This is a genomic window from Nocardioides sp. Arc9.136, from assembly GCF_030506255.1.
Lineage (GTDB): Bacteria > Actinomycetota > Actinomycetes > Propionibacteriales > Nocardioidaceae > Nocardioides.
This window is the reverse complement of the sequence record NZ_CP113431.1, coordinates 1-20090: the sequence shown is the minus strand read 5'-3', so window position 1 is coordinate 20090 and position 20090 is coordinate 1. Positions and strand designations below refer to the sequence as shown.

19 protein-coding genes and 2 tRNA genes are annotated in these 20090 nt (G+C 72.5%); 2 read left to right on the top strand and 19 right to left on the bottom strand.

What is annotated here, in order from left to right; genetic code table 11:
• Positions 1–102: 102 nt before the first annotated feature.
• Positions 103–912: a rhomboid family intramembrane serine protease gene (locus tag OSR43_RS00105; protein WP_302268861.1), complete on the bottom strand. Its 810-nt coding sequence runs from the start codon at positions 910–912 to the stop codon at positions 103–105.
• 161 nt (positions 913–1073) lie between these two features.
• On the bottom strand, positions 1074–1580 hold the full coding sequence (locus tag OSR43_RS00100) for a peptidylprolyl isomerase (RefSeq protein ID WP_302268860.1): 507 nt from the start codon (positions 1578–1580) through the stop codon (positions 1074–1076).
• Between the two features lie 197 nt (positions 1581–1777).
• On the opposite strand from OSR43_RS00100, the gene OSR43_RS00095 reads away from it, so the two are divergent.
• A complete protein-coding gene (locus tag OSR43_RS00095; protein ID WP_302268859.1) occupies positions 1778–2524 on the top strand; it encodes a hypothetical protein in 747 nt (248 codons plus the stop codon).
• A gap of 50 nt (positions 2525–2574) precedes the next feature.
• Here the strand turns inward: OSR43_RS00095 and OSR43_RS00090 are convergent, their stop codons facing one another.
• The 16 genes from OSR43_RS00090 to OSR43_RS00015 form a co-directional block, all read right to left on the bottom strand.
• Positions 2575–3594 carry a 1-acyl-sn-glycerol-3-phosphate acyltransferase gene (locus OSR43_RS00090; RefSeq protein WP_302268858.1) on the bottom strand — a complete coding sequence of 340 codons (1020 nt, stop codon included), beginning with the start codon at positions 3592–3594 and terminating at the stop codon, positions 2575–2577.
• A complete protein-coding gene (locus OSR43_RS00085; RefSeq protein ID WP_302268857.1) occupies positions 3591–4424 on the bottom strand; it encodes a patatin-like phospholipase family protein in 834 nt (277 codons plus the stop codon). Before OSR43_RS00085 ends, OSR43_RS00090 begins: the two co-directional genes overlap by 4 nt.
• Before the next feature lie 19 nt (positions 4425–4443).
• Complete coding sequence (locus OSR43_RS00080) at positions 4444–4863, bottom strand: DUF3817 domain-containing protein (protein ID WP_302268855.1); 420 nt, start codon at positions 4861–4863, stop codon at positions 4444–4446.
• Entirely contained in the window at positions 4860–5612 is a 753-nt protein-coding gene (locus OSR43_RS00075) for an SURF1 family protein (protein ID WP_302268854.1), read from the bottom strand. The genes OSR43_RS00080 and OSR43_RS00075 overlap by 4 nt, the downstream gene beginning before the upstream one ends.
• A gap of 72 nt (positions 5613–5684) precedes the next feature.
• The gene (locus tag OSR43_RS00070; protein ID WP_302268853.1) at positions 5685–6614 is read right to left on the bottom strand and encodes a hypothetical protein; all 930 of its coding nucleotides are present in this window, start codon (positions 6612–6614) and stop codon (positions 5685–5687) included.
• A 211-nt stretch (positions 6615–6825) separates the two neighbouring features.
• Positions 6826–6898: transfer RNA gene (locus OSR43_RS00065), tRNA-Ala, on the bottom strand.
• A gap of 39 nt (positions 6899–6937) precedes the next feature.
• Complete coding sequence (locus OSR43_RS00060; RefSeq protein WP_302268852.1) at positions 6938–7066, bottom strand: DLW-39 family protein; 129 nt, start codon at positions 7064–7066, stop codon at positions 6938–6940.
• 37 nt (positions 7067–7103) lie between these two features.
• A tRNA-Ile gene (locus tag OSR43_RS00055) sits at positions 7104–7180 on the bottom strand.
• Positions 7181–7281: 101 nt separating this feature from the next.
• On the bottom strand, positions 7282–7839 hold the full coding sequence (locus tag OSR43_RS00050; protein WP_302268851.1) for a DUF3566 domain-containing protein: 558 nt from the start codon (positions 7837–7839) through the stop codon (positions 7282–7284).
• Positions 7839–10637, bottom strand: a complete 2799-nt coding sequence (gyrA, locus tag OSR43_RS00045; RefSeq protein WP_302268850.1) for a DNA gyrase subunit A — start codon at positions 10635–10637, stop codon at positions 7839–7841. Before gyrA ends, OSR43_RS00050 begins: the two co-directional genes overlap by 1 nt.
• 73 nt (positions 10638–10710) lie before the next feature.
• On the bottom strand, positions 10711–12801 hold the full coding sequence (gene gyrB, locus OSR43_RS00040) for a DNA topoisomerase (ATP-hydrolyzing) subunit B (RefSeq protein WP_302271751.1): 2091 nt from the start codon (positions 12799–12801) through the stop codon (positions 10711–10713).
• 382 nt (positions 12802–13183) lie between these two features.
• Positions 13184–13735 carry a DUF721 domain-containing protein gene (locus OSR43_RS00035; RefSeq protein WP_302268849.1) on the bottom strand — a complete coding sequence of 184 codons (552 nt, stop codon included), beginning with the start codon at positions 13733–13735 and terminating at the stop codon, positions 13184–13186.
• Positions 13725–14879 carry a DNA replication/repair protein RecF gene (gene recF, locus OSR43_RS00030; RefSeq protein WP_302268848.1) on the bottom strand — a complete coding sequence of 385 codons (1155 nt, stop codon included), beginning with the start codon at positions 14877–14879 and terminating at the stop codon, positions 13725–13727. The genes OSR43_RS00035 and recF overlap by 11 nt, the downstream gene beginning before the upstream one ends.
• Before the next feature lie 10 nt (positions 14880–14889).
• Entirely contained in the window at positions 14890–15864 is a 975-nt protein-coding gene (gnd, locus tag OSR43_RS00025) for a phosphogluconate dehydrogenase (NAD(+)-dependent, decarboxylating) (RefSeq protein ID WP_302268847.1), read from the bottom strand.
• A gap of 59 nt (positions 15865–15923) precedes the next feature.
• On the bottom strand, positions 15924–17090 hold the full coding sequence (dnaN, locus tag OSR43_RS00020) for a DNA polymerase III subunit beta (RefSeq protein WP_302268846.1): 1167 nt from the start codon (positions 17088–17090) through the stop codon (positions 15924–15926).
• 486 nt (positions 17091–17576) lie between these two features.
• Positions 17577–18002, bottom strand: a complete 426-nt coding sequence (locus OSR43_RS00015) for an organic hydroperoxide resistance protein (protein ID WP_302268845.1) — start codon at positions 18000–18002, stop codon at positions 17577–17579.
• A 45-nt stretch (positions 18003–18047) separates the two neighbouring features.
• Here OSR43_RS00015 and OSR43_RS00010 point away from each other — a divergent pair, with 45 nt between their 5' ends.
• Positions 18048–18494 (top strand): MarR family winged helix-turn-helix transcriptional regulator, encoded by a 447-nt coding sequence (locus OSR43_RS00010; protein WP_302268844.1) that lies wholly within the window; start codon positions 18048–18050, stop codon positions 18492–18494.
• 6 nt (positions 18495–18500) lie between these two features.
• Here OSR43_RS00010 and dnaA read toward each other — a convergent pair whose 3' ends face one another.
• Positions 18501–20090, bottom strand: a complete 1590-nt coding sequence (gene dnaA / locus OSR43_RS00005) for a chromosomal replication initiator protein DnaA (protein ID WP_302268843.1) — start codon at positions 20088–20090, stop codon at positions 18501–18503.

The window sequence follows — 20090 nt, the reverse complement described above, 5'->3', positions numbered from 1 at the left end:
AGCGTGCCGACCCGTCCTCCGGCGCGGGAGGGGGTGGGGCAACAAGAAGTGGTCGGAACCGCCAGGTCGGCGTCAAGGCGGCCCGCCGACGACCGGCAGCGCTCAGGACAGGACGAGCACGCGGGCGAGGATCGCGCCGAGGACGAGCAGCGCGACCAGCACCAGCCCGGCGAGCTGGACCGGCGTGCGTCGCGGTCCCCGCGGGGCGTAGACCAGCAGCGCGGTCACCGCGGCACCGCCGAGGAACCCGCCGAGGTGGCCCTGCCAGGAGATGCCCGGGACCGCGAAGGTGATCACGACGTTGACCACGATCAGCGCGACCAGCTGGCGCACGTCGCCACCGACCCGCCGCGCCATGATCAACAGCGCCGCGAAGAGGCCGTAGATCGCGCCGGAGGCACCGAGGGTGGCCTGGAACTCCGGTGCCGCCCACATCACCACCGCGGACCCGGCGAGCAGGGAGAGGAAGTACAGCGCCAGGAAGCGGGCACGGCCCAGCGCGAGCTCGAGCTGGGGCCCGAGGACGTACAGCGCGAACATGTTGAAGGCGATGTGGAGCACCGTGACGTGGGTGAACCCCGAGGTGAGCACCTGCCACACCGCACCGTCGGCCACACCGGGCAGCCAGGTGCCGCCGCCCGTGCAGGCCGCCTCCGGCACGTTGAAGCCGCCGTCGCCGAGCAGGCACAGCCCGCTGGGCCGCATGGCCAGCAGGTCGACCAGCCGGCTGGCCGCACCCCCGGTGACGAGGATCGCGATCCACACCGCCACGTTGACGGCGATGAGGACGCCGGAGGTGATCGCGGCGTTGGTGGGCCGCAGCCCGCCGTACGCCGTGCGGCCGCTGCGCGTCGTGCGCGCGCCCTCGGCGACGCAGTCGGGGCACTGGAAGCCGACGGCGGCGTCGCGCATGCAGTCCGGACAGATCGGACGGCCGCAGCGCTGGCAGCGGATGTGCGACTCCCGGTCGGGGTGCCGGTAGCAGACGGGCACCCCGGCCGGGGGGATCGGCTGGGTGGGCTGGCTCAACGAGGTCTCAGCGAGGGCTCAGCACGCGTTCCGGGAGGACCGCGTCAGCGCAGCTCGACGGTCTCGATGACCACCGGCTCGACCGGACGGTCGCCCGGGCCGGTCTTGGTCGTCGCGATCGCGTCGACCACGTCGCGCGAGGCCTGGTCGGCGACCTCGCCGAAGATGGTGTGCTTGAAGTTCAGCCACGGCGTCGCGCCGACGGTGATGAAGAACTGCGAGCCGTTGGTGCCCGGGCCGGCGTTCGCCATCGCGAGCAGGTAGGGCTTGTCGAAAGTGAGCTCCGGGTGCGGCTCGTCCTTGAAGGTGAAGCCCGGGCCGCCGGTGCCGGTGCCGAGCGGGTCGCCGCCCTGGATCATGAAGCCGTCGATCACGCGGTGGAAGATCAGGCCGTCGTAGAACGGTCCGCTCCTGCCGTTCCCGGAGTCGTAGGACTTCTCACCCGAGGCGAGCCCGGTGAAGTTCGCGACGGTCTCGGGGGCGTGGTTCGGGAAGAGGTTCAGGACGATGTCGCCCCGGTTCGTCTTCAGTACGGCCTGCTGGTCAGCCATGGGTGTCCTTCGCGTGTGAACGGGCTGGTTCGACGCGCCGCGCGTTCCGATCGCGACGCGAGTGGGTACTGCACGACGTACGGCGGCGATGCGCCGCACCCGTCGATCCTCGCACGTGGCGCCAACCGGTCTCCCGGGTGGCCCGGCCGCGCGGTGCGTGATCGAATGGCAGTGACCGAACGAGAGGAAGTGACGCGATGCGTCTGCGCAAGAAGAAGTCCCTCCTCGATCAGGCCTCGGACTACGTCGACACCGTGCGCCCCCAGGTGGAGGCCGCCGTCGCCCAGGCCCGGGAGGCGGTCGAGGAGTTCGTCGAGACCACCGCACGACCCGCTCTCGCCGACGCGAAGGTGAAGGCCGGCCCCGCGCTGGCCGATGCCAAGGTGAAGGCGGCCAGCAGCCTGGCCGACGCACGCGAGAAGGCCGCTCCGGTCATCGCCGACGCGCGCGAGAAGGCCGGCCCCGCGCTGGCCGACGCCAAGGCCAAGGCCGCCCCGCTGGTCGCCGCGGGTGCCGCGGCAGCCGGTGAGAAGGCCGCTGCGGCCAGGACGGCCGCGGAGGCCCGGATCGCGACGATCAAGGGCGAGCCGCCGAAGAAGAAGGGCGGTGCGCTCAAGAAGCTGCTCCTCCTCGGAGGCCTCGCCGGCGTCGTCGCGGTCGTGGCCAAGCGCCTGCAGGGCGGGGGCACCAGCGACAACTGGCAGTCCTCCTACGTCCCGAGCCCGCCGCCCAGCGCCGGCACGACGACGCCGAGCACCACGACGACCCCGGCCGCGCCCGTCGGTGACGCCACCGCGGCGACGCCGCTGGCCGACGAGGTCGCCCAGGACATCGGCGGTGCCTCGCCCGACGAGGCCATCGCCGACGCCGCCGAGGCGCCGCACGCGGTGACCACGCCGGACGACCCGGCCGAGGTCACCGACGTGGACGGCGACCGGAAGTGACCGCCTCCGTCGCCGGCTGACCGCCGGCGGCGGTCAGCAGGAGCGGCAGCTCAACGGGACCGGCCGGGGGGAAGATCCTCCGGCCGGTTCTCTGCCACCCAGGCGTCGATGGTCTCCCACCAGCCGTAGAGCCAGTCGATCCGCGCGTCCCGGTCGGTCGGGATCTCCGCCCGCGGGACCTGCCACCACCGCATGGTGAGCCGCTTGTCCATCGGCAGCGCGCGCCAGATGTCGGCGACCCCGGTGAGGTGGTCGAGCCCGGTGTGGGCCACCAGCACGACGTCGGCCTCGGGAGCGGCGTCCAGCGCCGCGAGCAGCCCGCCGGGCTTGGGCGCCAGCACGTGCGTCATCCGCTCGGCGCGGTCGGCCATCGCCTGCAGCCCCAGCCGGCGCAGCCGCTCGATCGCCCGGGTCCGGCGCTGCGGGGTGAAGTTGCCCCCCTCGGGGAAGATCACGAACGCGTCGTTCTCGTCCAGGCCGGTCGCGAGCGCGGCGATCTGCTCGTCGACGTCCTCCCCCGGACGCCCGGGGGTGATGAACCGCGCCGGGATGCGGTTCAGGAGCACGTCGATCGCGGGGTCCCAGGCCAGGGTGTCCTTGAGGACGACGCGCGGCTCCCGGCCGTACCAGTGCATCAGCGCGTGGACGAGGGTGAAGGAGTCCCCCGGGCCGGCGTGGCGGCAGCACACGACGATCGGCACGCCGGGGTGCGCGTCGGGCGCGGGGCCGTCGGTGGTGATCGTCAGCCGGAGCACCCGCCGCGCCTCGCGGAAGAAGATCCACATGACCCCCTGGACGAGGTCGTAGTGGATGCCCTCCCAGTACGGCGTGCGGATCCGCCGCCCGAAGCCGCTGGCGAGCCACATGCCGAGCAGCACCACGAGCAGGAGCGCCTCGATCGTGAGGTAGAGGACCGCGACCCAGGCCAGGCGGACCACCCGCAGCCGGCCCGGCACCACCGGCGAGACCAGCGCCGCACCCAGGAGCCACAGCGGCAGGGTGAACCACAGCAGCACGGCCGACGCCACGACCGCCGGCGCGAGCACCAGGCGGCGGAGGGCCCAGGTCACCGGCCCAGCTCGCGGTCGAGGTAGTCCACGCACGCGTCGTACGTGCGGTCGATCCGCTCCTGGACGCTGCGGAAGTCGGTCGCCGCGCGCCAGGTGTCGTCCCGCGCCGAGGTGCCGCGGGCGGGGAGGACGTACGCCCGCACGCCGTCGGGGAGCTCCTCGAGCTCCCGGTGGAACCGGTGCCGCCGGGCGATCTCGAACGACACGCGGGCGACCTCCCACGGCCGACGCGGCACCTGCAGCGGCCGGTCGACCCGGCCGACCTGCAGCACGAAGACCCGGTCGGCCCCGAGCCGCACCGCGCGCGCCAGCGGGATCGAGTTGACGATGCCCCCGTCGAGGTAGTGCTCGTCACCGACCTTGGCGGGCGGCAGGAGGCCGGGCACCGCCGCGCTGGCCATCACCGCGTCGACGACCCGGCCCGAGTCGAACCAGTGCTCGGCCGCCCGCTCGATGCTCGCCGCGCACACCTGGAAGCGCACCGGCAGCTCCTCGAAGGTGAGGTCGCCGAGCTCGTCGAGCAGGCGCTGCTTCAACGGGCGGGAGGACCACAGGTGGGTTCCGGTGGAGACCGCACGGCGGACCGTGCGCAGCGGCCGGTCGCCGTACACCTCGCGCGGGGCCTGGCTCGCGTCGTCCCACAGCCGCGTCATCCGGTCGATGACGGCGAGGGTGGGCTCGCGGGCGACCAGCGCGCCGTTGAGCGCGCCGATGCTCGTGCCCAGGACCAGGTCGGGCGTGATGTCCCGCTCGAGCAGCGCCCGGAGCATGCCGACCTCGACGGCGCCGAGGACCCCACCGCCGCCGAGGACGAACGCCGTGGTGGTCATCGGTTACCGGGCGCGCCGCTCAGCCGTGGACCGGCTCGCCGAGCTGGGCGCGGACCCGCTCGGTGGCGCGGTGCTCGGCCCAGAAGCTGAGCACCGGGATCGTCCCGCACACCAGCGTGACGAGGGTGAACCGGAGGTCCCAGCCGGCCCGGCGGGCGAGCAGGAAGGCCATCACCAGGAAGATCATGTAGAGCCAGCCGTGGGCGACCCCGAGGTAGCCGGTGATCGCCTCGCCGAGCTCCTGGGCGCCGGACCCGGTGGCGAACAGGTCCGGGGTGCTGCCGAAGACCCCCCACATGCCCGTGCCGTCGAAGTTGGCCAGCGGCACGCCGACCAGGCACAGCACGATGAGCAGCACGCCGACGACGGTGGCCATGAAGCGGTAGCGGGTCAGGGCGCTGTTCAGGCCGGGGTCGGTGCGCTCGTCGTCGTCGATCACGGCCTCGACGGTACCGCCTCGTCGGCGGTCTCCTCGGTCCGCTCGACGGCCGTGGCCAGGTCCCGTGACCAGCGCCACCAGATGAAGGCGGCGAAGGCACCGAAGACGAACCACTGGATCCCGTAGAGGAAGTTCTTCAGCCCGGTGAACGCCGAGGCGCCGGGCAGCTGCTCGAGCTCGGCCGGCGCGAGGCCGTCGAGCGGCTCGGTGGCGATCCCGAACGCGCCGTACAGGTCCTGGTCGACGTACTGCACCAGGTCGGCGACCCGGATCTGCGGGAGCACGTCGTCGCTGCGGTCGGGGTCGACGGCGGTGGTGCCCTCGGTGGGCTGGAGCCACGCGGTGAGCGTGACCGGTCCGGGCGCCGGGGCCGGGGCCTGCGCCTCTGCGCTCCAGCCGCGGACGACGTACATCGCGGCGCCGCCGCCCCCGTCGACCTCGACCGGCGTGACGACCCAGTAGCCGTCGCGGCCCTCGTGCTGGCGACCCTCGATGAACACGGTGCTCTCCGGCACCCAGGTGCCGGTGAGCTCGACGGGGTGGCCGACCTCCTCGCCCGGGAAGGGGTCGTCCGGGCCGATCAGGTCCTCCAGCGGCTCGGGCGCCACGCCGGTGAGGTCGCGCGCCTCGAGGTCCCGCTGCGCCTGCCACGCCTCGAGCTGCCAGACGCCCAGCCAGCAGGCCAGGAGGACCAGCACGACCGCGAGGAGGTGACCGCCCCAGTAGCGGGGGGCGAGGGCGACGGGCACCCCTCCAGGGTACGGCGTGACCGGGGTCGCCCGGCGGGTGCAAGCGGTGCGACGGTCCGCGCGGCCGGGCCCTCAGCCCGCGCAGGCGGCGACCGGCACCGTGCGCCGGCGGACCAGGTCGGCGGCGACGACGGGGTCGGTCAGCTGGTACCCGATCCGGCCGGTCGAGGGGTCGGCCACGCCGTCCCGGAAGCCGTCGGTGAACGAGGCGCCCCGGGCCGGCCAGGTCTCCCCCAGCCGCAGGCGGTCGAAGGCGTCCGACCGGAGCTCGCCCAGCCGCGCGGTGGCCAGCCCGCCCTGCAGCGCGACCGACCACGCCGCCAGCTCGTCCAGCCCGCCGGTGTCGACGCCCGCCGGCGGCTCGACGCAGCCGCGCTCGACGTACGTCGCCTCCGCGGGGAACCCCACCACCGAGGCGACCTCCGGGTCCGCGGCCCACGAGTCCGACCCGTCGGCGCTCGCGCCCCGCACGACGAGGCTGTCCTGGGCCCGGACCTCCGCGCCGGCCAGCGGGCCGACCCCGTCGGCGACCGCCCGCTGGACGGCGGCCATGTCGAGGCCGAGCCGGAAGGACAGCACCCAGCCGGGTCCGTCCGGTCCGTCGAACCGCGCCTCCCAGAGCACGTCGTCCTGGGTGAAGCCGTAGTCGCGCGAGAGCCGGGCGTCGACCGGGCGCAGGAGGCCGGGGGTCAGCAGCGGCGCCTGCCGCTCCGCCCGGGACCAGAACGCGGCCCGCTGGGCCGGCGAGGACTGCCCGCTGAGGTCGGGGAGGCCGAGCTGGAGCCGGACCCGGTCGAGGTCGGTCACCGACAGCGAGGTCGCGCTCGCGGGCACGAGCGGCAGCACGGCGGCGGAGGCCTCCTCGCGCACGTCGTACTCCGGCGCGGGGGTCCGGCTCGTCGGCGCCGGTGCGGGGGCCGGGTCGGAGGAGTCCCCCGAGCACGCGCCCAGCGAGGAGGCGAGCAGCACGGCGGCCATGCCGAGGCCGAGCCTGCTGATCATGTGGAGCCTAGGGGACTCGAACCGCTGACCCCCTGCTTGCCACGTCTGTCGAGGGGAGCCGCTGCCAATTGCGCCCACCCCTCCCTCCGTGACGTCGACTTCGGTGTGGAGCCTAGGGGACTCGAACCCCTAACCCCCTGCTTGCCACGTCTGTCGAGGGGAGCCGCTACCAATTGCGCCCACCCCTCCCTCCGTGACGTCGACTTCGGTGTGGAGCCTAGGGGACTCGAACCCCTAACCCCCTGCTTGCAAAGCAGGTGCGCTACCAATTGCGCCAAGGCCCCGTGCCCGCGGTGTGGCCGCGGTGGTCGGGTCGTGCCGGGTCAGGACGAGGAGCGGACGCTGTCGGTCGCCTCGGCCCAGAGGGCCTGCTCGTGCTGGCCCTCGTCGTACTTCTTCTTGGCGAGGGCGGCGCCGACGGCGGCCAGGGCCACGAGGACGATCTTCTTCATCGGGTGACCTCCGGTCGCGCGGTGCGGTTGCGGGTGGTGGTGGGCCTAACAGGACTTGAACCTGTGACCTCTTCCTTATCAGGGAAGCGCTCTAACCGTCTGAGCTATAGGCCCGCTCCGGCACGGGGCCGGCGCGGTCGCTGACGCGACCGAGGGTGGACACTACCCGACCTCCGACCCGCTCCCCAAAACGGGGGCGGGCCCGGAGGTGCGGCTCAGTGCTGGTCCTCCGCGAGGGTGACCTCGATGCCCCCGAGGAGCGCCGCAGCCATGTTGTAGAGGAACGCGCCGAGGGTCGCGACCGCGGTCAGCAGGACCACGTCGATCGCGGCCACGAGCATCGTGAAGCCGAGGACGCGGGAGGTGCCGAGGTAGTCCTTGACGTCGAAGTCTGAGGCGTCCTGGCCGCCGACGATGTCCTGGACCGTGCGGTTGATCGAGTCCCAGACGTCGGCCGCGCCGAGCACCGACCACACCATCAGCACCGAGACGACGGTGACCACGGCGAACGCCACGGAGAGCAGGAACGCGGTCTTCATTACCGACCACGGGTCGACCCGGGTGAGCCGCAACCGGGCCCGTCGGGGCGCCCGCGAGCCCGTGGGGGCAGCCCCCGTCGCCGTCCCGGGCCGGGCTCCGCCGTTCGCGCGGTGCTCGTCCGCGGCGTTGGCGAGCCGGGCCTGGATCCGCTCGCCCAGGCCGGGGCGGACGGCGGTCTCCTCGGTGCGGGTGGCGCCGCGGCCGGCGGTCCCGTCGGTGGAGTGGTCGGACATCAGTCCTCACCCTCCCCTTCGTCGGTGGCGTCGGAGTCGTCGGACGCATCGATTGTTGCACCCGGGCCAGAATCCGCCGTCTCGGCGGACTCCACGTCCTGCTCGAGGTCGGCCGTCTCGGCGGCGGCCGCCTCGACCGCCGGGTCGTGGGCAACGGCCTCCGCCGCCTCCTGGGCCGCGGCGTCGGCGGCCTCGGCCACCTCCTCCTCGACCTTGGCCTCGACCGAGCGGGCGACCACGGCGACGGCGTCGCCGGACTTCGTGGTCAGGAACTTCACGCCCATGGTGGAGCGTCCGGTCGGGCGGAACTGGTCGTTGATCGGGCTGCGCACGACCTGGCCCTTCTCGGTGATCGAGAGGACCTCGTCGCCGTCCTCGACGATGAACGCGCCGACCAGGCCGCCGCGCTCCTCGTTGGCCAGCGACATCGCCTTGATGCCGAGCCCGCCGCGGGACTGCAGGCGGTACTCGTGGATGCGCGTGCGCTTGGCGAAGCCGCCGTCGGTGATGGTGAAGACGTACTGCGGCTTGACCTCCTCCACCTGCTCGGCGGTGGCCTCGACGGCCGCGGAGTCCTCGGCCTGCTCGCTGAGGCCCGCGGCCTCCTCGGCCGCGACCTGCGCCGCGCGGATGACCGACATCGACAGCAGCGAGTCGCCGTCCCGGAACTTCATGCCCGAGACGCCGGAGGTCGCCCGGCCCATGGGCCGCAGCTGGGAGTCGTCGGCACGGAACCGGATCGCCTGGCCCTTGCGGGAGACGAGCAGGATGTCGTCCTCGGAGTTCACCAGCTCCGCGCCGATCAGCTCGTCGTCGTCCTCGCGGAAGTTGATCGCGATGACGCCGGCCTGGCGCGGGCTGTTGTAGTCCCCGAGGCGGGTCTTCTTCACCAGGCCGTTGCGCGTGGCCAGCACGAGGTACGGCGCCTGCTCGTAGTCGCGGATCGCCAGCACCTGCGCGATCGACTCGTCGGGCTGGAAGCTCAGCAGCCCGGCCACGTGGCCGCCCTTGGCGTCGCGGGACGCCTCGGGGAGGTTGTAGGCCTTGGTGCGGTAGACCCGGCCGGCCGTGGTGAAGAACAGCAGCCAGTGGTGGTTGGTCGTGGCGATGAAGTGCTCGACGACGTCGTCGCCGCGCAGCGTCGCGCCCCGCACGCCCTTGCCGCCGCGCTTCTGGGTGCGGTACTGGTCGGCGCGGGTGCGCTTGGCGTACCCGCCACGGGTGATCGAGACGACGAGGTCCTCGTCGGGGATGAGGTCCTCCATCGAGAGGTCCCCGTCGGCGGCGATGATCTGGGTACGGCGGTCGTCGCCGTACTTGTCCACGATCTCGCCGAGCTCGTCGCTGACGATCTGCCGCTGGCGCGCGACGTTGGCCAGGATGTCCTGGAGGTCGGCGATGCGGGCCTCGAGCTCGGCCAGGTCGTCGATGATCTTCTGGCGCTGCAGCGCGGCGAGCTGGCGCAGCTGCATGTCGAGGATGGCGGTGGCCTGAAGCTCGTCGATCTCGAGCAGCTCGATCAGGCCCTGGCGGGCCTCGGCCACGTCGGGCGAGCGGCGGATCAGCGCGATGACCTCGTCGAGCATGTCGAGGGCCTTGACCAGGCCGCGCAGGATGTGGGCGCGCTCCTCGGCCTTGCGCAGGCGGTACTCCGTGCGCCGGCGGATGACCTCGACCTGGTGCTCGACCCAGTTGCTGATGAACTGGTCGATGGTCAGCGTGCGCGGCACCCCGTCGACCAGCGCGAGCATGTTGGCGCTGAAGTTGGTCTGCAGCTCGGTGTGCTTGAGCAGGTTGTTCAGCACGACGCGGGCGACGGCGTCGCGCTTGAGCACGACGACCAGGCGCTGGCCGGTGCGGTCGGAGGTGTCGTCGCGCACGTCGGAGATGCCCTGGACGCGACCGGAGTCGGCCAGCTCGGCGATCTTCAGCGCGAGGTTGTCGGGGTTCACCATGTACGGCAGCTCGGTGACGACTAGGCAGGTGCGCCCGCGGGAGTCCTCGTCGACCTCGATGACCGCGCGCTGGGTGACCGAGCCGCGGCCGGTGCGGTAGGCCTGCTCGATGCCCTGGTGACCGACGATGAGCGCGCCGTTGGGGAAGTCGGGGCCCTTGATCCGCTCGATGAGCGCGTCCTGCAGCTCCTCGCGGGTGGCGTCCGGGTGCTCCAGCGCCCAGCGCGCCCCGGACGCGACCTCGCGCAGGTTGTGCGGCGGGATGTTGGTGGCCATGCCGACCGCGATGCCGGCCGAGCCGTTGACCAGGAGGTTCGGGATCCGCGAGGGCAGGACGACCGGCTCCTGCGAGCGGCCGTCGTAGTTGGGCTGGAAGTCGACGGTCTCCTCGTCGATGTCGCGGACCATCTCCATGGCCAGCGGGGCCATCCGGCACTCGGTGTACCGCATGGCCGCGGCCGCGTCGTTGCCCGGCGAGCCGAAGTTGCCCTGGCCCTGGATCATCGGCGCGCGCATCACCCAGGGCTGCGCGAGCCGGACCAGGGTGTCGTAGATCGCGGTGTCGCCGTGCGGGTGGTACTGACCCATGACGTCACCGACCACGCGCGAGCACTTGGAGAAGCCGCGGTCGGGCCGGTAGCCGCCGTCGAACATGGCGTACAGCACCCGGCGGTGCACCGGCTTGAGCCCGTCGCGCACGTCGGGCAGCGCGCGGCCGACGATGACCGCCATCGCGTAGTCGATGTACGCGCGCTGCATCGAGGTCTGCAGCTCGACCGGCTCGATGCGGCCGCCGGGCCCAGGGGTGGTCGGTCCGCCGCCGTCGGTGGGCGTCTCGGTCACGATTGCTCTCTCTCGCTGGTTCTACCGGATGTCTAGGGTTCGCTCTAGAGGGGCCCAGAGAGGGCCAGAGCGCCTAGATGTCCAGGAATCGGACGTCCTTGGCGTTGCGCTGGATGAAGGAGCGGCGCTGCTCGACGTCCTCGCCCATGAGGATCGAGAAGATCTCGTCGGCCTGCGCGGCGTCGTCCAGGGTGACCTGCAGCATCAGCCGCTGGTCGGGGTCCATCGTGGTCTCCCACAGCTCCTTGGCGTTCATCTCGCCCAGGCCCTTGTACCGCTGCACCGGGTTCTCCTTGGGCAGCTTCTTGCCCGCCTCGAGGCCGGCCGCCATCAGCGCGTCGCGCTCGGCGTCGGAGTAGACGAACTCGTGCTCGTGCGGCTTGTTCCAGCGCAGCCGGTAGAGCGGGGGCTGGGCCATGTAGACGTGGCCGTGGTCGATCAGCGGCTTCATGAACCGGAAGAGCAGCGTCAGCAGCAGGGTGTTGATGTGGTGGCCGTCGACGTCGGCGTCGGCCATCAGCACGACCTTGTGGTAGCGCAGCTTCTCCAGGTCGAAGTCCTCCTGGATGCCCGTGCCGAGCGCGGAGATGATCGACTGCACCTCCTGGTTGCCCAGGATCCGGTCGATGCGCGCCTTCTCGACGTTGAGGATCTTGCCGCGGATCGGGAGGATCGCCTGGATCCGCGGGTCGCGGCCCTGGCGGGCCGAGCCGCCCGCGGAGTCGCCCTCGACGATGAAGACCTCGCACTCGGCGGGGTTGGTCGACTGGCAGTCCGAGAGCTTGCCGGGGAGACCGCCGCCGCCCAGGATGCCCTTGCGGCTGCGGGCCAGCTCGCGGGCCTTGCGGGCCGCGATCCGGGCCGAAGCCGCCGCCTGGGCCTTGCGCACGATGTCGCGGCCCTCGGCGGGGTTCTGCTCGAGCCAGGCGCCGAACTGGTCGTTCATCAGGCGCTGGACGAAGCCCTTGGCCTCGGTGTTGCCGAGCTTGGTCTTGGTCTGGCCCTCGAACTGCGGCTCGCCCAGCTTGACCGAGATGATCGCGGTGAGGCCCTCGCGGATGTCGTCGCCGGAGACGCGGTCCTCGCGCTTCTTGATCAGCCCCCACTCCTCGCCCCAGTGGTTGACCAGGGAGGTCAGCGCCGCGCGGAAGCCCTCCTCGTGGGTGCCGCCCTCGTGGGTGTTGATCGTGTTCGCGAAGGTGTGGACCGACTCGGTGTAGCTGGTGTTCCACTGCATCGCGACCTCGAGGCTCATGTGGTTCTCGACGCTGGGCGGCGTCTCGGCCTCGAAGGAGATGACGGTCGGGTTGGCCTTGTCCTTGCGGCGGTTGAGGTGCTCGACGTAGTCGACCAGGCCGCGGTCGTACTTGAAGACCTGCTCGATGCCGCCCTCGCCACCGCGGCGCATAGCGTCGGCCGACCCCTGGTCGACGTCGTCGGCGACGGTGTCGTCCTCGACCGCGTCCATGACCTCGGTCGCCGCGGGCCGCTCGTCGCGCACGACGATCTCCAGGCCCTTGTTGAGGAAGGCCATCTCGCGGATGCGGGTGGTGATGGTCTCCAGGGAGTACGTCGTGGTCTCGAAGATCTCCGGGCTGGCCCAGTACTTCACCGTGGTGCCGGTGCTCTCCCCCGGCTCCAGCGCGCGCACCTGCTCCAGCTCGCCGTCGGGGACGCCGATGGTGAACGACTGGCGCCAGAGGTGGCCGCGGTTCTTGACGTCGACGACCAGGTGGGTCGACAGCGCGTTGACGACCGAGACCCCGACGCCGTGCAGGCCGCCGGACACCTTGTAGCCGCCGCCGCCGAACTTGCCGCCGGCGTGCAGCATCGTCAGCGCCATCGTCACCGCGGGCATCTCCTGCCCGGGCGCGGTGTCGGTGGGGATGCCGCGGCCGTTGTCCTCGACCTGGATCGCGCCGTCCGCGCACAGGGTGACGACGATCCGGTCGCAGTGGCCGGCCAGGGCCTCGTCGACCGCGTTGTCCACGATCTCCCAGATCAGGTGGTGCAGGCCGCGCTCACCGGTGGAGCCGATGTACATGCCCGGCCGCTTGCGCACCGCCTCCAGGCCCTCGAGCACCTGGATCGCGGAGGCGTCGTAGTCGTTGTCGACCCGCGAGGAGGTCAGTGCCGCGGCCGCCTGCTCGGGCAGCCCGGGCAGCGCTCCGGCCTGCTGGACCGACGCATCGCCACCGGGCTGACCGTCGGGCTGACCGTCGGGCTGGGCCGCGGACTGGCCCTCGGACTGGGGAGTGGGGGAGAAGCTCTCCTCGGACACGTCCACCTTCTTCTCGACAGGTCGGGGCGGGTCACCGACAGGGACCCGGCACGGAACGGGTCGCGCACGCGCGACCCGGCGCCCATGGTACCGCGTGGAAGGCCCAGAACCACGCAACGTCCCCAGCCGGACGGGGCCGGGGGGACCGGAGAGGGCCACAGGCGGCTCGTCAGGGCCGGTGAGAGGCGCGACCAGGGGGGCGGACGAGCCCCGGTACGGCGGCGAGGCTCGCAGATCGGCAGATCGCGCGGCTCGCAGCCCGCCCTCAGCCGTAGGTGTCGCGCGGCCCGCGGCCGTCCCGGGCCGAGCGCGGACCCTTCTTCCAGGTCGGCAGGTGCGGTCCAAGCACCTCGATGACCGTGACCGTCCCGTGGCCCAGGTCCTCGTTGAGCCGGCGCACGACGGTCGGTGCGAGCAGCCGCAGCTGGGTGGCCCAGGCGGTGGAGTCGGTGCGCACCACCAGGCGGCCGTCCTCGAACCTCTCGGGGGTGCAGTGCGCGGCGACCTCGGCGCCGACGAGCTCGCCCCACCGGCCGAAGACACCGTGCACCCGCAGGTCGAGCTCCCAGCCGCGCTCGGCGACCAGCCGCCCGAGGGTGTTGTCGAGGAGCTGCGGGTCGCGGTCGTCGGGGTGGGACCCCGAGACCCGGGTGCCGCGCGGCCGGTCGGTCCACGGCTTGCGCCGGCGGGCGCGCGGGGTCGAGCCGGCCGTCGCCCGGGTCAGCGCGCGGGCCAGGTCCAGGCCGTCGTCGCGGTGCTCGGGCTCGGGCCGCTCGGGTCCGGGCCGGTCAGCCGCGGGCTGGTCCTCAGGAGTCACGGCGTACCTCCCCTCCCGCGACGGTGAAGCGCGCCCCCGTCAGGGCCTCCGGGACGTCCGCCCCGACCGCGGCGGTGACCAGGACCTGCTCGGCCCCGGCCACCAGCTCGGCCAGCTGGGCCCGGCGGTCGGTGTCGAGCTCGGCGAAGACGTCGTCGAGCACCAGGATCGGGTCGTCGCCGTCGGCGCGCAACAGGTCGTAGGACGCCAGCTTGAGCGCCAGCGCGACCGACCAGGACTCCCCGTGCGAGGCGTACCCCTTGACCGGCAGCTTCTGCTCGCCCCCGCCGTGGGCCAGGGTGAGCAGGAGGTCGTCGCGGTGCGGCCCCACCAGCGAGATGCCGCGGTCCAGCTCGTCGGAGCGGCGCCGCTCCACCTCGGCGAGGATCCGCTCGCCCAGCCCGGCGGGGTCCGTGGCGCCCTCGAGGTCGAAGGAGGGGCGGTACTCGATGTCGGCGTCGTCGCGGCCGGCGCCGCGGGCCACCGTCTCGTAGGCCTTCCCGACGTACGGCGCGAGCCGCTCGACCAGGTCGAGCCGCCCGGCCAGGAGCTCGGCGCCCGTGCGGGCGAGGTGCTCGTCCCACACCGCGAGCGTCGAGAGCGCCGCCTCCTGAGAGGAGCTGCCGCGGCGGGCCGCGCCCGCGGTCTTGAGCAGCGAGTTGCGCTGCTTGAGCACCCGGTCGTAGTCCGACCGCACCCCCGCCAGGCGGGGGGCGCGCAGCACCAGCAGGTCGTCGAGGAACCGGCGGCGGTCCGAGGGGTCGCCCTTGACCAGGGTGAGGTCCTCGGGGGAGAAGACGACCGTGCGCACCAGCCCGACCAGCTCGCGGGCCCGGGGGAGCGGCGAGCGGTTGATCCGGGCCCGGTTGGAGCGGCCGGGGTTGATCTCCACCTCCAGGACCGCGGTCCGACCGTCCCGCACCACCGCCGCCCGCACCACCGCGTGGTCGGCGCCCGCCCGCACCAGCGGGGCGTCGCTGGACACGCGGTGGGAGCTGAGCCGGGAGAGGTAGTCGACCGCCTCGACCAGGTTGGTCTTGCCCTGGCCGTTGCGACCGATGAACGCGGTGACGCCAGGCCCCAGCTCGACGTCGGCGGTGGCGTAGGAGCGGAAGTCGTGCAGGGTGAGGTGGGAGACGTGCACCGCGGTCCGGCTAGCTCTCCGCGGGCGCCGAGTCGTCGCCGGAGCCGGCCTGTCGGGCCGAGCCGGCCTGGTCCGGCGTGCCGCCGTCCTCGACGTCGCCGCCCTTGGGCGCGGAGGTCTGCATGGCGTGGCCGCCGAACTGGTTGCGCATCGCGGCCACCGCCTTCATCGCGGGGGAGTCGTCCTGGCGGGAGACGAAGCGGGCGTAGAGCGCCGCGGTGATCGCGGGGGTCGCGACCGCGTGCTCGATGCCGGCCTCGACGGTCCAGCGGCCCTCGCCGGAGTCCTCGGCGTACCCGCGGATGCCCTCCAGCCCCGGCTCCTGGTCGAGCGCGGCGACGAGCAGGTCCAGCAGCCAGGACCGGATGACCGTGCCCTCGCGCCAGGAGCGCATCACCTCGGTGACGTTCTCGACCATCTCGACCTTCTCGAGCAGCTCCCAGCCCTCGGCGTAGGACTGCATGATCGCGTACTCGATGCCGTTGTGGACCATCTTGGAGAAGTGGCCGGCGCCGACCTTGCCGGCGTGCACCGAGCCGAAGTCGCCCTCGGGCTTGAGCGCGTCGAAGACCGGCTGCACCTTCGCGACGTGGTCGGGCTCGCCGCCGTACATCAGCGCGTACCCGTTCTCCAGGCCCCAGACACCGCCGGAGACCCCGCAGTCGACGAAGCCGATGCCCTTCTCGGCCAGCTGGTCGGCGTGTGCGAGGTCGTCGGTCCAGCGGGAGTTGCCGCCGTCGACCACCACGTCGCCCTCGCCGAGGAGGCCGGCGAGCTCGGTGACCGTCGCGCGGGTGGGGTCCCCGGCGGGCACCATCACCCACACGACCTTGGGGGAGGGGAGCCGCTCCACGAGGTCGGCCAGCGAGTCGGCGTCGCTGACCTCGGGGTTCCGGTCGTAGCCCACGACGGTGTGGCCGGCGCGGCGCAGGCGCTCGCGCATGTTGCCGCCCATCTTGCCGAGGCCGACGAGTCCGAGGTCCATCTGCTTTCCTCCTGTGAGCGCTGCGGGGTGTCAGGCAGTACGCCGGACGGTACCCACCGTCAGGACAGCAGACGCCGCGGCATCAGCAGGTAGCGGAACCCGGGGTCGGCGGGCGCCGCGGCTGCTGCGTCCGAGCCGTCGCCGTCGGGCGCCGCCCCGCTGATCACGACCGGCTTGCTCGCCTGGGTGAAGGCCAGCTCGACGACGGGCTGGTCGATCGCGGTGAGCCCGTCGAGGAGGAACTGCGGGTTGAAGCCGGTGGTGATGTCGTCACCGTCGACCTGCGCCTCGATGGACTCCGAGGCCTGGGCCTCGTCGCCGGAGCCGGCGTCGAGGGTCAGCACGCCGTCGCTGAAGGCCAGCTGGACGGCGGTGTTGCGCTCGGCGACCAGCGCCACGCGCTTGACCGACTCGACCAGCGCGGCCTTCTCGACGCGCGCCACGGTCAGGTGCTCGTTGGGGAAGAGGCTGCGGACCTTGGGGAACTCCCCGTCGAGCAGTCGCGTGGTGGTGCGACGTACGCCGCCGGGGGCGTTGCCCTCGAAGCCGATGATCCCCTCGCCGCTCCCGCTGGCGGCCAGCGCGATGGTGACCTCGCTGCCGGCGGTCAGCGACTTCGCGGTGTCGCCGAGCACCTTCGCGGGCACGAGCGCCGCGGCCGACTCGTCCGGGGTGCGCGGGTGCCAGCCCAGCTCGCGCTGGGAGAGCCGGAACCGGTCGGTCGCGAGCAGCGAGATGGTCGAGCCGTCGATCTCGATCCGGACGCCGGTCAGCACGGGGAGCATGTCGTCGCGCCCCGCGGCGGTGACCGCCTGGGCGACGGCGTGGGCGAACTCGTCGCTCTGCACGGTGCCGGTGGCGGCGGGCATCTCGGGCAGGGACGGGTAGTCCTCGACCGGCATGGTCTGGAGGCTGAAGCGGGCGGAGCCGCAGGTCAGCGAGACCCGGGCGCCGTCGAGGGTCATGTCGACCGGCTTGCTGGGGAGGCTGCGGCAGATGTCGGCGAGCAGCCGGCCGCTGACCAGCGCCTTGCCCTCGTCGCTGACCTCGGCGCTCAGGGTGGCCCGGGCGGACGTCTCGTAGTCGAACGTGGACAGGACCAGGCCGTCGTCGGTCGCGTCGATGAGCAGACCGGCGAGCACGGGGACGCTCGGCCGGACCGGGAGGCTGCGGGCAGCCCAGGCGACGGCATCCGCGAGCACGTCGCGGTCGACGCGGAACTTCACGATGGGGGTCCTTCGAGATCGGGGCGGGCAACGGATCCCGAATCCTGCCATGTGCGCCCGGGGCGCGGGAGGTTCGGTGTGGTTTGCCCCGCCCGTCGCCTGTGGATGCGAGGTGGCTCCAGGAGACCGTTCGGCTCGGTCGTCCCCAGGTGATCGGCCCGGTGGAGTTGCACGGAGGATCGGGATGTCTGGAGGTAGGTGGGAGTCACAGCATCGGTGGAAACTGTGGACAACCGACGTTTCCGCAGGTCGTGCGGAGCGAACGCCGCTCACAGGGGGCTGTGGAGACAGCCGCGACGGCCGGGCCCCGGGTGTGGAGCCCGACCGTCGGGGTGGGGTGCAGGTGCCGGCTGTCCCCAGATCCTCCCCGTGTAGTTCGGGGTGCGACCCCGGCCTGGTCCACAGGAGGAACGACAAGTTCTGGCGTTCCCACCCTGTGGAGGAGGCCTGTGGAGACTCGGTCCGGCGGCGCCGCGAGGCGCTCTGTCAGGCGACCGTCAGGGTGACCTCGACGTTCCCACGGGTGGCGTTGGAGTAGGGGCAGACCTGGTGGGCCTGCTCGACCAGCTCCCGGGCCCGGTCCGCGTCCACCTGCGGGAGGGTCACCTCCAGCTGGACCGCCAGGCCGAAGCCGCCGGCGTCGTTCGCTCCGATCGACACGTCCGCGACGACCTCGGAGTCGGTCGTGTCCGCGCCGGCCTTGCCCGCGACCAGCTTGAGGGCCGAGTGGAAGCAGGCCGCGTAGCCCGCGGCGAAGAGCTGCTCGGGGTTGGTCGCCCCGCCCGGACCGCCCATCTCGGTGGGGGTCCGGACGTCGGTGTCGATGAGGCCGTCGGTGGACTGGACGTGGCCGTTGCGGCCGTCCCCGGTCGCGGCGGCGCTGGCGGTGTAGAGAGTCTTCATGTGCACCAACGTATTGTGCGCAATGGAATCGCACAAGGGTCTATCCTCGGAGGTGTGGTCGACCATCCGCAGCTCGCCCTCGACGTGCAGCTCTGCTTCCCGCTGTACGCCGCCACGCGTGCGGTCACGCAGCGCTACGGCGAGCTGCTCGCCGACGTCGGGCTGACCTACCCGCAGTACCTCGCGCTGCTGGCGCTCTGGGAGGCCGGCGGACCGGTCACCGTGGGCGGTCTGGGTCAGCGCTTGCGCCTGGACTCGGGCACGCTCACGCCGCTGCTCAAGCGGCTCGAGGCGGTGGGCCACGTCTCGCGGCGCCGCGACCCCGCGGACGAGCGACGCGTCCTCGTCGAGCCCACCGAGCAGGGCTGGGCGCTGCGCGACCGGGTGGCCGGCGTGCCGGAGCGGCTCCTGGAGGGGATGGGCCTGTCCGTGGAGGAGCTCGTACGGCTGCGCCGTGACCTCGGCACGTTGCTCGACGGGCTCGACGCCACCGCCGGCTGACGGGCCTCAGCCCTGGCGGGCCTGCATCTTCACGCGGTTGGTCAGCTCGCTGACCTGGTTGAACACCGCGCGGCGCTCGGCGAGCAGCTGGTTGATCTTGCGGTCGGCGTACATCACCGTCGTGTGGTCGCGGTTCCCGAACTGCGCGCCGATCTTGGGCAGCGAGAGGTCGGTGAGCTCGCGGCACAGGTACATCGCGATCTGGCGGGCCATCACCAGGTGGCGGCCCCGGCTGGGCCCGGTGAGCTCGTCGATGGAGAGCCCGAAGTAGGCCGCGGTCTGGGCGATGATCAGGCCGGCGGTGATCTCCGGCTCGCCGCCCTCGGGGATCAGGTCCTTGAGCACGATCTCGGCGAGGGTCATGTCGACCTCCTGCCGGTTGAGGTTCGCGAACGCCGTCACCCGGATCAGCGCGCCCTCGAGCTCGCGGATGTTGGTCTGGATCTTGGACGCGATGAACTCGAGCACGTCCGGGGGCGCGGTGAGCCGGTCCATGGCGGCCTTCTTGCGCAGGATCGCGATCCGGGTCTCGAGGTCGGGCGGCTGCACGTCGGTGATCAGCCCCCACTCGAACCGGTTGCGCAACCGGTCCTCGAGCGCCTCGAGCCGCTTGGGGGCCCGGTCGGAGGTGAGCACGATCTGCTTGTTGGCGTTGTGCAGCGTGTTGAACGTGTGGAAGAACTCCTCCTGGGTCTGGGTCTTGCCCTCCAGGAACTGGATGTCGTCGATGAGGAGGACGTCCACGTCGCGGTAGCGCCGCTTGAACCGGTCCTGCCGGTCGTCGCGGATCGCGTTGATGAACTCGTTGGTGAACTCCTCGCTCGACACGTAGCGCACCTTCGCGCCGGTGTAGAGGCTGCGGACGTAGTGCCCGATCGCGTGCAGCAGGTGGGTCTTCCCCAGCCCGGAGTCGCCGTAGACCAGCAGCGGGTTGTAGGCCTTGCCCGGTGCCTCGGCCACGGCGACCGCCGCGGCGTGGGGGAACCGGTTCGAAGAGCCGATGACGAAGGTCTCGAAGGTGTACTTCGGGTTCAGCCGCGTCTCGAGGGCCGTGGGACGTCCGCCGGCGTCACCGGAGCCCACAGCACCGTGGCCGGGGAAGGCGTCGCCGAGGTAGCCGCCGTCCGCCTCGTGGCGCCGACCGGCACCCGACGGCCCCGACGGCACGGACCCGGCGTCTGCCTCGCCCCCGAGCGGCAGGTCCGGCACGGCCGCCAGGCCATCGAGTCGACTTGTCGACAAAGCGACGTCCAGGCCCGCGCTGTCGCCCCGCGCGTCGCCGCCGAGGTGGTCGGGAAGGTGGTCGCCGAGGTGGTCGGGGGCCGGAGCGGGCCGGGCGTCGAGGTCGAGCGCCGGGTTCACGGTCACCGCGATCCGGATCTCCCGCCCGAACGCCACGGTGAGGGCGTCCTCGAGCTGGCCGCGCAGCCGCCCCTCGAGCTGCCCTCGGGTGAAGTCGTTGGGCACCGCGACGATGGCGGTGTTCTCGTGCAGGGTCACCGGCTCGCTGGCGGTGAGCCACGCGCGCTGGTGGGACTGGAGGTCGCCGACGACCTGTCGCCAGGCGGTGGCCAGGTCCGGCGTGCTCTGCTCCAC